Source organism: Halopelagius fulvigenes (genome assembly GCF_055398025.1).
Map to the genome: position 1 here is coordinate 1,595,420 of NZ_AP043846.1, position 14,267 is coordinate 1,609,686.

Below are 14,267 nucleotides of genomic sequence, written 5' to 3' on the forward strand. Positions count from 1 at the left end.
GTTTATATACCCCCCCTTCGAGATACGGACCGCATGAGTCGGGCGTTCGTCCGGCGAGCGGACGCGTCGCGGCCCATCGCCGAACCGTCTCGGTCCCCCTGACCACCCACGATTATATACTCGTACCTCAACCTCGAACAGATGGACTCGTCGCTGCGTGACCGCGAACCGAGAACGCGCCACTCGGCGACCGACGGCGGTTCTGTCGCCGTCCGCGAACGTACGGGCTCGTACGACTCGCGACGGCTCTATCGCGTCGCGTGCGTCGCGTCGCTACTCGTTCTCTCGTTCTCGTTCGTGTGGGTGTGGTACGCGCTCGGCGGCCCCCGAACGACGCAGGTGTTCTCGGACACCGTCGTCGCCCTCGGTGCCGTCGCTGCCGCACTCGCCCTCACCCGCCTCGCTCGACGGCGGGACGTCTCGATGCGCCGAGGGTGGCTGCTCCTCGCCGTCGGCGTCTGGTTGGACGCGCTCGGCGAAGCGCTGTGGAACGCCTACAGCGTTCTCACCGGTACCGTCCCCTATCCCGGTCCCCCGGACGTCCTCTACTTCGGCGGCTACGCCTTCCTCGCCGCCGGATTCGTCCTGTTCGCGGTCGACTCCCGCGACACCCGACCGAGAGTCCGCTTCACCCTCGACGGCCTCGTCGTCGCCACCGCCCTGCTCACCGTGGGCTGGCACTTCGTCTTCGAACCCCTCCTCGCGACCAGCGCCCTCGATTCGTTCGCGACGTGGGTCAACCTCGGATACCCGGTGTCCGACATCGTCGTCGCCTCCATCGGATTCGTCGTCTCGATGAACGCGCGCAGCCCCCGCCGTCTGCCGCTTCTCCTCGTCGCCGGGGGCGTCTTCGCGTGGGTGGTCGGCGACGTCGCGTTCGCCGCCCTCGAATTCGGCGACGGCTACGTCTACGACGTACTCGGTCTGTTCTGGTTGCTCGGCTACCTCACCATCGCCGTGGGCGCCCTCCACCCCCGCGCCGGTGCCCCGACCGAACCGGTCCGGTCGCGCCAGTACGAGTTCCACGAACTCGCCTTTCCCTTCCTCCCGTTCCTTCTGGCCACCGGCTTGATCGCCGTTCTCGGCTACGCGAACGCCCTCGACCGCGGAGATATCGCGCTCGCCGGTCTCGTCGTCGTCTGTTTCGTCGCCCGGCAGGCCTACATCTTCAGGGACGTGGTCCGACTGAGCAACGACCTCGAAGCCAGCGAACGCACCCTCGCGGACCGCAACGAGGAACTCCTCCTCGTCAACCGCATCGTCCGGCACGACATCCGCAACGACATGGCCGTCGCTAACGGCTGGGCCGGCGAACTTCGGACCCACGCCGACGAACGGGGCGGCGAGATGATCGCCCGCATCCTCCGCACGACGAAGCACACGATGGACCTCACCGAAACCCTCGGGGACTTCGTCGAGGCCCTCGACCCCGACGAGGAGGCCAAAATCGAGCCGACCGCCCTCCGCACCGTTCTCCAGGACGCTCTCGACGGGTGCCGCGACACCTACCCTCGCGCCGCGTTCACCGTTGGTGACGTCCCCGACGTCGCCGTCGAAGCGAATCCGCTCCTCGGTACCGTCTTCCACAACCTCCTCAGCAACGCTGTCCAGCACAACGACACCGTCGACCCGCGGGTCGACGTCGCCGCCCGCGTCACCGGAGACACCGTCGAGGTTCGCATCGCCGACGACGGTCCCGGCATCCCCGACGAGAGCAAGGAACTCGTCTTCGGTCGCGGCCGGAAGGGTCTCGATAGCCCCGGAAGCGGCGTCGGACTCTACCTCGTCGATACGCTGGTCGATCAGTACGGCGGGGCCGTCCGGGTCGAGGATAACGACCCGCGGGGCGCGGTGTTCGTGGTGGAACTGAACCTCGCGGCGTGACCCGCGTTCGATCGGACGTCTCTCGACGGCTTCGGTTCTCGTGCGGAAGAACGCCCGAGGCGGGATTGTGAACACCGGTCGCTCACTTCGCTCGCTCCTTAGTTCATATCCCTCGTATCCGTTCGCACGAACTGACCGGCGTTCGCTCGGCGACGAGACGCCTCGCTCGGCGGTCAGTTTTCAGAAGAACGCCCGAGGCGGGATTTGAACCCGAGTCGCTTGCTCACTTCGTTCGCGTCGCTCCTTGATTCAAATCCCTTCGTAACCGCTTACAGATTCTACTCGCGTCCGCTCGGCGATAAAACGCCTCGCTAAGGGAGTAGAAATCAGAGAAAGCGCCCGAGGCGGGATTTGAACCCGCGTCACGACCGTGACAGGGTCGTATGATGGGCCACTACACCACCCGGGCACGCTTCACCTATCTCTTTTCCACAGTAGTTGTTAAGGCTTTTCAGTTCGGTTCGGTGTGGCGGTCCGTGCCACTCGAACTCCCTCTCTCCGGTTCGATTCCTCTGTACGGCTCTGTCGATATCTAGTCCGACACCCCTGCGAGTGACACAACCGATAGGCGGACGCCCGTGCGCCGAACTACCGATCGGTGTCACTCGGTCGCGTCGTCCAGTGCGAACGAGCCGTAATCAATCTCGCCCGCTCGCTCGTATCGGAGCAGTTGGACCCCCGTGCTCGACGTCTCGGCATTCGTCAGTTCGAGGGATGCAGGGACCGTACCGTCCCCGAACAACCGTTTTCCGTCCCCCAGAACCAGCGGGAAGACCCACAGCCAGAACTCGTCGACGAGGTCGTGTGCAAGCAGGGTCTGGGTGAGGTCGTGACTCCCCTGCACCATGACCACGTCTCCGCGCTCCGTCTTGAGGTCCGCTACGGCCGTCTCGACGTCGCCCGAGAGGAGCGTCGAGTTGTTCCACTCTACCTCGTCGAGGGTCTCCGAGGCGACGTACTTGGGCATGTCGTTCAGTTTCGTCGCCACGAGGTCTCCCTCTGTCTCGACGTTCGGCCAGTGCGCAGCGAATATCTCGTACGTCTTTCGGCCGAGCAGCAGCGCGTCGGCTTCGGCGAACTGGTCCGTCATGACCTCGCCCATCTTCTCGTCCCAGTAGTTGACCGACCACCCGCCGCGGTCGAATCCGCCGCCGCGGTCCTCGTCGGGGCCACCCGGTGCCTGCATCACGCCGTCGAGAGTGAGAAACGTCCCCACGACAAGCGTTCCGGACGTATCGTCAGATTGACCTTCACTCATACGTCTACCGGACGCGAGAACGAGCGATAACTGTATCCTCTACATACCCTGGATCCGGCGTTCGCTCGGCGACGAGACGCCTCGCTCGGCGGTCAGTTTTCAGAAGAACGTCCGAGGCGGGATTTGAACCCGGGTCGCTCCGCTCACTTCGTTCGCGTCGCTCCCTGCTTCAAATCCCTCTGTAAGCGCTTTCGACGCTCACGAGTGGCGAGCACACGCTACGCGGTGCTCGCCGGAATAGTTCGCTGAGAAAGCGCCCGAGGCGGGATTTGAACCCGCGTCACGACCGTGACAGGGTCGTATGATGGGCCACTACACCACCCGGGCTGGCTCCATCCTTTCGTTGCCCGGTGTTATAAATAAGGCTTATCATCTTGACGTACCGTGGGGTGCGCTACCGCGAGTCCGTCCGCCGGAAAGCATTTATCCACGACATACAATGTGTCCAAGTAACACGAGCCGTCGTGCGAGCGCACTTTTGCGCTCGTGCCGATGAGCGGTGCTTTTCGAGTCCAGTTGGCAAGCGTTAAATGGCTGCTCCCCTAACGAGGCTGTAGTATCCCGTGAGAACTTCTTCCCCAACCCACACCCACGCTAACCACCCATGGTAGACGTAAGCCAACACAAACTGGTTCCAGAGCACACGCTCCTCGAAGAGGACGAAGTCGAGGAGGTGCTGGCGGAGTACGACGTCAGCCGCACGAACCTACCCAAGATCAAGCGGACAGACAAGGCGTTGCCCGACGACGCGGACGTCGGCGACGTCGTGAAAATCGTTCGTGACTCCCGTACCACGGACAAGGCGGTCACATACCGACTGGTGATCGAATGAACCGACAGGACCGACGCGTCGTATCACGTGAGTACTTCTCGGAGGAACGGCTCGCAGAACACCACTTCCGCTCGTTCAACGCGTTCCTCGAACGCGGTATGCAGGAGGTCGTCGACGAGAAGGCGACCGTCGATACGGACATCGGCGACAAAGAGGGCGAAGAACCCGTGTACGTCGAACTGGGCGACGTGCGCGTGGAGACGCCCCGCGTCCGCGAGGCCGACGGGTCCGAGGAACTGCTGTTCCCGCAGGAGGCGCGCCTCCGAAACATCACCTACGCCGCGCCGGTGTTCATGGAGATGTCCATCGTGCGCGGCGGCGAAGAGGAGGAGGAAGTCGTCGTCGACACGACCGAGACGAAGGTGGGCCGCATGCCCATCATGGTCGGATCGACGAAGTGCAACATCACCGGCCTCTCCGACGAGGAACTCGTCGAAATCGGCGAGGACCCCGTAGACCCCGGCGGCTACTTCATCGTCAACGGCTCCGAGCGCGTCCTCATGACCTCCGAGGACCTCGCGCCGAACAAGATTCTCGCCGAGTACGACACGAAGTACGGCGACGAGATTCAGGTCGCGAAGACGTTCTCTCAGCGCCGCGGGTACCGCGCGCTCGTCCTCTGTGAGCGCAACCGCGAGGGCATTCTCGAAGTGTCGTTCCCGTCCGTCTCGGGCAGCGTCAACTTCGTCACCCTCGTCCGCGCGCTCGGACTCGAATCCGACGAGGAGATCGTCCACCGCGTCTCCGACGACCCCGAGGTCGTCAAGTTCATGCTGGAGAACTTAGAGGAGGCCGAGGTTCAGACCGAAGAAGAGGCCATAGAGAGCCTCGGCAAGCGCGTCGCCGGCGGGCAGGGCAAGAACTACCAGCTGAAGCGCGCCAACTACGTCATCGACCGCTACCTGCTCCCGCACCTCCACGAGGAGGGCGTCGAGGAGGAGGAAGTCCGCATCAACAAGGCGTTCTACCTCTGCCGGATGGCGGAAGCGTGCTTCGAGCTCGCGCTTCAGCGCCGCGACTCCGACGACAAGGACCACTACGCGAACAAGCGTCTCAAGGTCTCGGGCGACCTGATGAAGGACCTGTTCCGGACGGCGCTCAACAAGCTCGCACGCGACGTGAAGTACCAGCTGGAACGCGCGAACATGCGTAACCGCCAACTGACCGTCAACACCGTCGTCCGTTCGGACGTGCTCACGGAACGTCTCGAACACCCCATCGCGACCGGGAACTGGGTCGGCGGTCGCTCCGGCGTCTCCCAGCTTGTCGACCGGACGGACTACATGGGCGTTCTCTCTCACCTCCGCCGACTCCGCAGTCCGCTGTCGCGGAGTCAGCCGCACTTCGAGGCGCGGGACCTGCACGCGACCCAGTGGGGTCGCATCGGACCCTCCGAAACGCCGGAGGGCCCGAACTGTGGGCTGGTGAAGAACTTCGCGCAGGCGATGGAGCTCTCCCAGAACGTCGAGGACGAACAGGAACTCAAACGAGAACTCGCGTCGATGGGCGTCGAGGGCATCCCCGGAATCGAACGCCCCGACTCCACGTCGGCGCCTGCGGACGACTGAAACATGGCTCAGGCAACACGAGAAGCGAAGGTGTACGTCAACGGGAGTTTGATCGGGACTCACCCCGACCCTAACCAACTCGCGGAGCAGATACGGGAGGCGCGTCGCCGCGGCGACATCAGCGAGATGGTCAACGTCTCCGTCAAAGAGCGAACCCGCGAGGTCATCATCAACGCCGACGCGGGCCGCGCGCGGCGACCCCTCATCGTCGTCGAGGACGGCGAACCCCTCCTCGGAGACGAGGAGATCGAAGCGGTCGACGCGGGCGAACTTGAGTTCGACGACTTGGTCGAACGCGGCTACATCGAGTTCATCGACGCCGAGGAGGAAGAGGACATCTACGTGGCGGTCGACGAGGAGGACCTCACCTCCGAGCACACCCACCTCGAAATCGACCCCTCGCTCATCTTCAGCATCGGGTCGGGGATGATTCCGTACCCCGAGCACAACGCGTCGCCGCGCATCACGATGGGCGCGGGGATGATGAAGCAGTCGCTCGGGATTCCGGCGGCGAACTACCGCATCCGCCCCGACACGCGTCAGCACCTCCTGCACTACCCGCAGTTGTCGATGGTGAAGACGCAGACGACAGAGCAGATCGGCTTCGACGAGCGACCGGCGGCGCAGAACTTCACCGTCGCCGTGATGTCCTACGAGGGGTTCAACATCGAGGACGCACTCGTCATGAACAAAGGGTCCGTGGACCGCGCGATGGCCCGGTCGCACTTCTTCCGGACCTACGAGGGCGAGGAACGCCGCTACCCCGGCGGACAGGAGGACCGATTCGAGGTCCCCAGCCAGGACGTGCGCGGCGCGCGCGGTGAAGACGCGTACACCCACCTCGACGAGGACGGCCTCGTCAACCCCGAGACCCGTGTGGACGAGAACTCCGTCCTCCTCGGGAAGACGTCGCCGCCGCGGTTCCTCGAAGAGCCCGACGACATGGGCGGTCTCTCGCCGCAGAAGCGCCGCGAGACGTCCGTGACGATGCGCTCCGGCGAGTCCGGCGTCGTGGACACCGTCACCCTGATGGAGGGCGAAGACGGCTCGAAACTCGCCAAGGTGTCGGTCCGCGACCAGCGGATCCCGGAGCTCGGCGACAAGTTCGCGTCCCGCCACGGCCAGAAGGGCGTCGTCGGCCACCTCGCGCCGCAGGAGGACATGCCCTTCACCGAACAGGGCGTCGTCCCCGACCTGGTCATCAACCCGCACGCGCTCCCGTCGCGCATGACGGTCGGTCACGTGCTGGAGATGCTCGGCGGCAAGGTCGGCGCGCTCGAAGGTCGCCGCGTGGACGGCACCGCCTTCCAGGGCGAAGACGAGTCGAAGCTCCGCGGCGCCTTGGAGGAGCACGGGTTCAAGTCCTCCGGGAAGGAGGTCATGTACTCCGGCGTCACCGGCGAGAAGATCGAGGCCGAGATATTCGTCGGCATCATCTTCTACCACAAGCTGTACCACATGGTGAGCAACAAGCTGCACGCCCGTTCCCGCGGTCCCGTGCAGGTTCTCACCCGCCAACCGACCGAGGGTCGCGCCCGCGAGGGTGGCCTTCGCCTCGGGGAGATGGAACGCGACACCGTCATCGGGCACGGCGCCGCGATGGTCCTGCAGGAGCGTCTGCTCGACTCCTCCGACAAGGAGACGGTGTACATCTCCGCCGACACCGGCATGGTCGCCGTCGAGGACCGCGACCAGCGCCGCATCTATGACCCCGTCACCGGCGACGAGGACAACATCCACGAGATAGAGATCAGCTACGCGTTCAAGCTCCTGCTCGACGAGATGATCGCGCTCGGCATCCGACCGCGACTCGACTTAGAGGACGCGGTCTAACCACCCCCACCACCAGTCACCCACACAATGTCAATGCAGACACCCAAAGAGATCGGAGCCATCCAGTTCGGGCTGATGGACCCGGAGACGTACCGAGACATGTCCGCGACGAAGGTCATCACCGCGGACACCTACGACGACGACGGGTACCCCATCGACATGGGGCTGATGGACCCCCGCCTCGGCGTCATCGACCCCGGCCTGCAGTGCCGCACCTGCGGCCAGCACTCGGGGTCCTGTAACGGGCACTTCGGCCACATCGAACTGGCCGCCCCCGTCATCCACGTCGGCTTCACGAAGCTCATCCGTCGCCTCCTCCGCGCGACGTGCCGCGAGTGCGGCCACCTCGCACTCACCGAGGAGGAGCAAGCGGAGTTCCGCGAGGGCCTCGACCGGACGCACGAACTCGGCGAGGACTGGACGAACGTGCTGAAGTCGGCCGTCCGGCAGGCGCGGAAGGCGAAGAACTGCCCCCACTGCGGCAGCCCCCAGCACGACATCAAACACGAGAAGCCGACCACCTACTACGAGGTCCAAGACGTCCTCGCGGGCGACTACTCCGAACGCATCGCCGACGCGATGCAACCGGACCCCGACGACGAGGACGACGAGGGCATCGGCCCGAGCGAACTCGCCGACGAGGCGGGGATGGACGTGGGCCGAATCAACCAGATACTCTCCGGCGAGTTCCGCCCCGTCGGCGAGGACCGCAAGAAGCTGGAGAAGGCCCTCGACGTCGACCTCACCGAGGAGGACATGAACAAGCTGATGCCCTCGGACATCCGCGACTGGTTCGAGGACATCCCGGACGAGGACATCGAGACGCTGGGCGTCGACCCGAGTCGCGCCCGTCCCGAGTGGATGATCCTGACCGTCCTGCCGGTGCCGCCGGTGACGGCGCGTCCGTCCATCACGCTCGACAACGGCCAACGCTCCGAGGACGACCTGACGCACAAGCTGGTCGACATCATCCGCATCAACCAGCGGTTCATGGAGAACCGCGAGGCGGGTGCCCCGCAGCTCATCATCGAGGACCTGTGGGAACTGCTGCAGTACCACGTCACGACGTTCATCGACAACGAAATCTCGGGCACGCCGCCCGCGCGTCACCGCTCCGGCCGTCCGCTGAAGACGCTCAGCCAACGTCTGAAGGGGAAGGAGGGTCGCTTCCGCGGGTCGCTCTCCGGGAAGCGCGTGAACTTCTCGGCGCGTACCGTCATCTCGCCGGACCCGACGCTCTCGCTCAACGAAGTCGGCGTCCCCGAACGGGTCGCCCGCGAGATGACCCAGACGATGAACGTGACCCAGCGAAACCTCGAACAGGCCCAGCAGTACGTCCGCAACGGGCCCGAGGGCCACCCCGGCGCGAACTACGTCAAGCGCCCCGACGGCCGCCGTCTGAAGGTGACCGAGAAGAACTGCGAGGAGCTCGCAGAGAAGGTCGAAGCCGGCTGGGAGGTCAACCGGCACCTCATCGACGGCGACATCGTCATATTCAACCGACAGCCGTCGCTGCACCGGATGTCCATCATGGCGCACGAAGTCGTCGTGATGCCGTACAAGACGTTCCGGCTCAACACCGTCGTCTGTCCGCCGTACAACGCCGACTTCGACGGCGACGAGATGAACATGCACGCGCTCCAGACCGAGGAGTCCCGCGCCGAGGCGCGCGTCCTCATGCGCGTGCAGGAACAGATTCTGAGCCCGCGCTTCGGCGAGAACATCATCGGCGCGATTCAGGATCACATCTCCGGGACGTACCTGCTGACGAACGGCAACCCCGAGTTCACGGAGACGCAGGCGCTGGACCTGCTCCGCGCGACGAGCATCGACACGCTCCCAGACCCGGCGGGCGAGTACGAGGACGGCACGCCGTACTGGACGGGTCGGCAGCTGTTCTCGGAACTGCTGCCCGACGACCTGAACCTCCAGTTCACCTCCTCGACGGGCGACGACGTGATAATCGAGGACGGCCAGCTCGTCGCCGGCACCATCGACGAGGACGCCGTCGGCGCGTTCGGCGGCGAAATCGTGGACACGCTGGCGAAGGTGTACTCGAAGACCCGCTCTCGGGTGTTCGTGAACGAGGTCGCCTCGCTGGCGATGCGCGCCATCATGCACTTCGGGTTCTCCATCGGGATCGACGACGAGTCGATTCCGGAGGAGGCCAACGAGCAGGTGGACGAGGCCATCGGCAACGCGTACGACCGCGTGCAGGAGCTCATCGAGATATACGAGGCGGGCGAACTCGAATCGCTGCCGGGTCGCTCCGTCGACGAGACGCTTGAGATGAAGATCATGCAGCAGCTCGGCAAGGCCCGCGACTCCGCCGGTGAAATCGCGGAAGACCACTTCACCGACGACAACCCGGCCGTGGTCATGGCCCGGTCCGGGGCGCGCGGTTCGATGCTGAACCTGACCCAGATGGCCGGCTGCGTCGGCCAGCAGGCGGTTCGCGGCGAACGCATCAACCGCGGGTACGAGGGTCGGACGCTCAGCCACTTCCAGAAGGAGGACCTCTCCGCCGGAGCGCACGGCTTCGTGGAGAACAGCTACCGGAGCGGTCTGACCCCGCGGGAGTTCTTCTTCCACGCGATGGGCGGCCGCGAGGGGCTGGTGGACACGGCAGTCCGGACGTCGAAGTCCGGGTACCTCCAGCGCCGCCTCATCAACGCGCTGTCGGAGCTCGAAGCGCAGTACGACGGCACGGTGCGCGACACCTCGGGCACCATCGTCCAGTTCGAGTTCGGCGAGGACGGCACCTCGCCCGTGAAGGTGTCCTCGGACGCCGGCGACGGCATCGACGTGGACAACATCACGGACCGCGTCCTCGACGCGGAGTTCGCCACGGAGGAGGAGAAAGAGCGGTTCCTCGGCACCCGCGAACCGCCGACGAACCTCTCAGAGTACGCCGGTCCGGGTCTCGACAAGGCCACGGGGGTGAACTCCGATGACTGAGTACGAGTTCGTCACCGACGACGTGGAGGCGGTCGTCGAGGACCACGACCTCCCGCGGCGACTCAAAGAGCGCATCTACAGCACCGTCGACGAACGCGAGGGCGTCACGCCCGAGCAAGCCGACGAGATCGCCCGGGCGGTCGAAGCCCGCTATCAGGACACGCGCGTGGACCCCCTCGACCCCGTCGGGACGGTGTCCGCCCAGTCCATCGGGGAACCGGGGACGCAGATGACGATGAACACGTTCCACTACGCGGGCGTCGCCGAGATCGACGTGACGCAGGGGCTTCCGCGCCTCATCGAACTCGTGGACGCGCGGAAGACGCCCGACACGCCGATGATGACGGTCCCGCTCGAAGGCGAGTACGCCACGGAGCGAGAGAAGGCCCACGAAGTCGTCTGGTCGATGGAGGCCACGAAGATTCTCGCCCTCGGCGACGTCTCGACGAACGTCGCGGACATGCTCGTGCAGGTCGACCTCAACGAGGACACCCTGATGGAACGGTGGCCCACGGTGGACGACGTGGACACCGTCGCCCAGGAGATCGCCGAGACCATCGAGGACGCCCTCGGCGTAAGCACGAACCGCCAGGGAACCGTCATCGAGTTCGGCCCCGAAGCGCCGAGCTACCGCCGACTCCTCCAACTCGTGGAGGAACTGCGCGAAATCGTCTTCAAGGGCATCGAGGACATCTCCCGCGTCGTCATCCGCAAGGAGGAGAACGAGGAGACCGGACGCGAGGAGTTCGTCCTCTACACCGAGGGGTCGGCCTTCGGCGACGTCCTCGACATCGAGGGCGTGGACGCCTCCCGCACGACGAGTAACAACATCCACGAGGTCCACCGCGAACTCGGCATCGAGGCCGCCCGCGAGGCCATCATCAACGAGACGATGGACACCCTGCGCGAACAGGGTCTCGACGACGTGAACGTCCGCCACCTGATGCTGGTCGCGGACATCATGACGAACCGCGGCGAGATAGAGTCCATCGGCCGCCACGGCATCTCCGGGTCGAAGGACTCCGTCCTCGCCCGCGCGGCGTTCGAGGTGACGGTCAACCACCTGCTCGACGCGGCCATCCACGGCGAGGAGGACGACTTGGACGGCGTCATCGAGAACGTCATCGTCGGCAAGCCGATATCCATCGGGACCGGCGACGTGGACCTGCGCATGGGTTCGATAAACCCGGCGGACGACTGAGGACGAAAGATGAAGGTCACGCTGTCGGACGCCGAACGCCGGTACATCGCCCTCTTCGAGGACGAGACGGGCGCGACGGCGAGAGACTGCCTGACGTTCGACGACCGGGTGGTCATCCTGGTCGCCGCCGGCGAGATGGGCCAAGCCATCGGCCCCGGCGGGCAGAACGTCAAGAAGGTCGAAGAGAAGATCGGTCGGTCGGTCGAACTCGTCGAGGACGCCGACACGTCCGAGGCGTTCGTCGCGAGTGCCCTCGCGCCCGCGGCGGTTCGACACGTGACCATCTCTCAGCAGGACGACCGCGTCGCCTACGTCGAAGTCGCGAACGAGGACCGCGGCGTCGCCATCGGGAAGGAGGGGAAGAACATCGAGACGGCGCGCACGCTGGCGCGACGGCACTACGACATCGACGACATCCAACTCACCTGAGGCGGGGCCGCCCGCCTCGCCTTCGCGGCGTCGTCCCGCGACTCCTCTTCTGCGACCGCACTTTTGTGATTCGCTCGTGAACTGAGCGGTATGCTCGGAGCGACCGTCGGTCAGGCGACGCCGGACGTCCCCGTCGAGGAGGCCACGGAGGCGGTGGACCAGTACGTCCTCGCCGTCGTCGCGTTCGCCGTCGTCTACCTCGTCGGGCGGTACGTCGTCACCCCGGCCGTCGTGCGCGTCGTCCGTCGGCGCAACCCCAACAACGAGACGTTGACCGCGGCGACGGGGCGTTACTTCGTCGCGTTCGTCGCCATCGTTGCGTTCGTCACCGCCGTCTCCGTCGCGGGGTACGGTCCTTCGCTCACCCGGTCCGCCATCGTCGTCGCGGGGGCGTCCGTCGCACTCGGCATCGCCGGGCAGGACGCCATAGGCAACCTCGTCAGCGGCGTCTTCCTCGTCGCGGACAGGGACTTCAACGTCGGCGACCACATCGAGTGGGACGAGTACACCGGCGTCGTCGTCGCCATCCGGTACCGGACGACGCAACTGCGGACCATCGAGGGGCACGAAGTGACCATCCCGAACAGCGAACTCTCCGCGAGTACGGTCGTCCGCCCGTACAACCGGCGGCGCGTCGCGTTCACCGAGCGACTCCCGTTCGGGTACGTCGTGGACGTCGATCGAGCGGCGGCGGTATTGGAACGCGCCGCACTCGGCGCGGAGGGCGTCCGAGAACGGCCGCGTCCCACCGCCAACGTCGACGAGTTCTCCGAGGACTCGGTGTGGGTCGAGGTGACGTACTGGGTCGGTGACCCCCGCGAGGCGAACGTCCCCAAAGTGCAGGGCGAGGTGGCGGACCGACTCAAGCGCGCCTGCGACGAGTGGGACCTGCCGGTGTCGCCGCCCGCCGACCATCGGGTGGTAGACCCCGTGGACGTGACGCACGGCGACACCGAGAGTCGTTCGAGGTGGTCCGGCGACAACTAGTCGAACCCCAACGTCCCCCACCGACCCCGACGAGACGACTTCTCCGAAGCGCTTTCGACCTACGCCGTCCGGAGAGCGCGTAACTCCGATCGGCGAAACGCCCTCAGATCCCTTCTTAGGGGGTGCTAATCGAACCTGCGGGCGTCTCGCACGGTTCGAAAAGGGAGGCTTAAGTATCTCCATCGGGAAGACACGTCCACTATGGCGAACGGCAAATACGCCGCGCGCAAACTCAAGCAGGACCGGCAGAAGCGACGCTGGTCCGACTCCGAGTACGCGCGCCGCGAACGTGGTCTCCGTAAGAAGTCCGACCCCCTCGAAGGCGCACCGCAGGCTCGCGGTATCGTGCTGGAGAAGGTCGGTATCGAAGCAAAGCAGCCGAACTCGGCGATTCGAAAGTGCGTCCGCGTTCAGCTCATCAAGAACGGGAAGCAGGTCACCGCGTTCTGCCCCGGTGACGGCGCTATCTCGTTCATCGACGAGCACGACGAGGTCACCATCGCCGGTATCGGCGGTGCGAAGGGTCGCGCGATGGGCGACCTCTCGGGCGTGAACTACAAGGTCGACAAGGTCAACGGCGTGGCGATGCTCGAACTCGTCCGCGGTAACGCAGAGAAGCCGGTGCGCTAACATGTCTGAGAGCGACGCACCCGAGCCGGACGCGCCGGCCGACAGCGAGGAAGCGGCATCGAACGCGCAACTGTTCGGCGTCTGGGACGTGACCGAGATCGAGTACACCGACCCCTCGACGGAGCGGTACATCAACGTCACTCCCATCGCCCACACGATGGGCCGTCACGCCTCGAAGCAGTTCAAGAAGTCCGAGATAAGCATCGTCGAACGCCTCGTCAACCGCCTCATGCAGACCGAGGACAACACGGGCGACAAGCAGAAGACGATGAAGATCACGAAGGACGCCTTCGAGATCGTCCACGACCGCACCGACGAGAACCCCATCCAGATTCTCGTCCGCGCCGTGGAGAACGCCGCCCCGCGCGAGGAGACGGTCCGCCTGAAGTACGGCGGCATCTCCGTCCCGCAGGCCGTCGACGTCGCGCCCCAGCGTCGCGTCGATCAGGCGCTGATGTTCATCGCCGAGGGGACGAAGAACGCGTCCTACAAGTCGAAGACGAGCGCCGCGGAAGCGCTCGCCCAGCAGCTCGTCGCCGCCGCGGACTACGACGTGCAGTCGTACGCTATCAACCAGAAGGAAGAGTCCGAGCGCGTCGCGGAAGCGGCCCGCTAAACTCCGAGTTCGACTCTCCGTCTCCCCTCTCTCTCTCTTCGCGCCTCGACAGTGGTAGACGCGGCGTTCGC

Annotated in this window: 11 protein-coding genes and 2 tRNA genes; 10 read left to right on the forward strand and 3 right to left on the reverse strand. The window is 65.4% G+C overall.

From position 1 onward, the window contains the following. Positions 1 to 141 precede the first annotated feature (141 nt). Positions 142 to 1,884, forward strand: a complete 1,743-nt coding sequence (locus ACZ522_RS12900) for a sensor histidine kinase (RefSeq protein WP_379698853.1) — start codon at positions 142 to 144, stop codon at positions 1,882 to 1,884. Between the two features lie 336 nt (positions 1,885 to 2,220). On the opposite strand, the gene ACZ522_RS12905 is transcribed toward ACZ522_RS12900, so the two are convergent. The 3 genes from ACZ522_RS12905 to ACZ522_RS12915 all read right to left on the reverse strand — a co-directional run bounded on the left by ACZ522_RS12905 (position 2,221) and on the right by ACZ522_RS12915 (position 3,469). Next, positions 2,221 to 2,293: transfer RNA gene (locus ACZ522_RS12905), tRNA-Asp, on the reverse strand. 192 nt (positions 2,294 to 2,485) lie between these two features. Further along, positions 2,486 to 3,142 carry a dihydrofolate reductase family protein gene (locus ACZ522_RS12910; RefSeq protein WP_379698851.1) on the reverse strand — a complete coding sequence of 219 codons (657 nt, stop codon included), beginning with the start codon at positions 3,140 to 3,142 and terminating at the stop codon, positions 2,486 to 2,488. 254 nt (positions 3,143 to 3,396) lie between these two features. Then, positions 3,397 to 3,469 (reverse strand) — tRNA-Asp (locus ACZ522_RS12915). Between the two features lie 277 nt (positions 3,470 to 3,746). Between ACZ522_RS12915 and ACZ522_RS12920 the strand changes: the two genes are divergently transcribed. From ACZ522_RS12920 to ACZ522_RS12960, 9 genes are all read left to right on the forward strand, one after another. Next, positions 3,747 to 3,974 carry a DNA-directed RNA polymerase subunit H gene (locus ACZ522_RS12920; protein ID WP_379698849.1) on the forward strand — a complete coding sequence of 76 codons (228 nt, stop codon included), beginning with the start codon at positions 3,747 to 3,749 and terminating at the stop codon, positions 3,972 to 3,974. Continuing rightward, positions 3,971 to 5,542 carry a DNA-directed RNA polymerase subunit B'' gene (locus ACZ522_RS12925; RefSeq protein WP_379698847.1) on the forward strand — a complete coding sequence of 524 codons (1,572 nt, stop codon included), beginning with the start codon at positions 3,971 to 3,973 and terminating at the stop codon, positions 5,540 to 5,542. Before ACZ522_RS12920 ends, ACZ522_RS12925 begins: the two co-directional genes overlap by 4 nt. A 3-nt stretch (positions 5,543 to 5,545) precedes the next feature. Continuing rightward, positions 5,546 to 7,375, forward strand: coding sequence for a DNA-directed RNA polymerase subunit B (gene rpoB, locus ACZ522_RS12930; RefSeq protein WP_379698845.1), 1,830 nt, complete (start codon positions 5,546 to 5,548; stop codon positions 7,373 to 7,375). A 33-nt stretch (positions 7,376 to 7,408) separates the two neighbouring features. Further along, the gene (locus tag ACZ522_RS12935) at positions 7,409 to 10,333 is read left to right on the forward strand and encodes a DNA-directed RNA polymerase subunit A' (protein ID WP_379699930.1); all 2,925 of its coding nucleotides are present in this window, start codon (positions 7,409 to 7,411) and stop codon (positions 10,331 to 10,333) included. Further along, on the forward strand, positions 10,326 to 11,534 hold the full coding sequence (rpoA2, locus tag ACZ522_RS12940) for a DNA-directed RNA polymerase subunit A'' (protein ID WP_379698843.1): 1,209 nt from the start codon (positions 10,326 to 10,328) through the stop codon (positions 11,532 to 11,534). Before ACZ522_RS12935 ends, rpoA2 begins: the two co-directional genes overlap by 8 nt. A 9-nt stretch (positions 11,535 to 11,543) precedes the next feature. Continuing rightward, positions 11,544 to 11,963 carry a NusA-like transcription termination signal-binding factor gene (locus ACZ522_RS12945; protein WP_379698841.1) on the forward strand — a complete coding sequence of 140 codons (420 nt, stop codon included), beginning with the start codon at positions 11,544 to 11,546 and terminating at the stop codon, positions 11,961 to 11,963. 90 nt (positions 11,964 to 12,053) lie between these two features. Next, entirely contained in the window at positions 12,054 to 12,950 is an 897-nt protein-coding gene (locus ACZ522_RS12950) for a mechanosensitive ion channel family protein (RefSeq protein WP_379698839.1), read from the forward strand. Between the two features lie 201 nt (positions 12,951 to 13,151). Continuing rightward, positions 13,152 to 13,580: a 30S ribosomal protein S12 gene (locus ACZ522_RS12955; RefSeq protein WP_092538117.1), complete on the forward strand. Its 429-nt coding sequence runs from the start codon at positions 13,152 to 13,154 to the stop codon at positions 13,578 to 13,580. Between the two features lies 1 nt (position 13,581). Further along, positions 13,582 to 14,196 carry a 30S ribosomal protein S7 gene (locus tag ACZ522_RS12960; protein ID WP_379698837.1) on the forward strand — a complete coding sequence of 205 codons (615 nt, stop codon included), beginning with the start codon at positions 13,582 to 13,584 and terminating at the stop codon, positions 14,194 to 14,196. Positions 14,197 to 14,267: the final 71 nt, after the last annotated feature.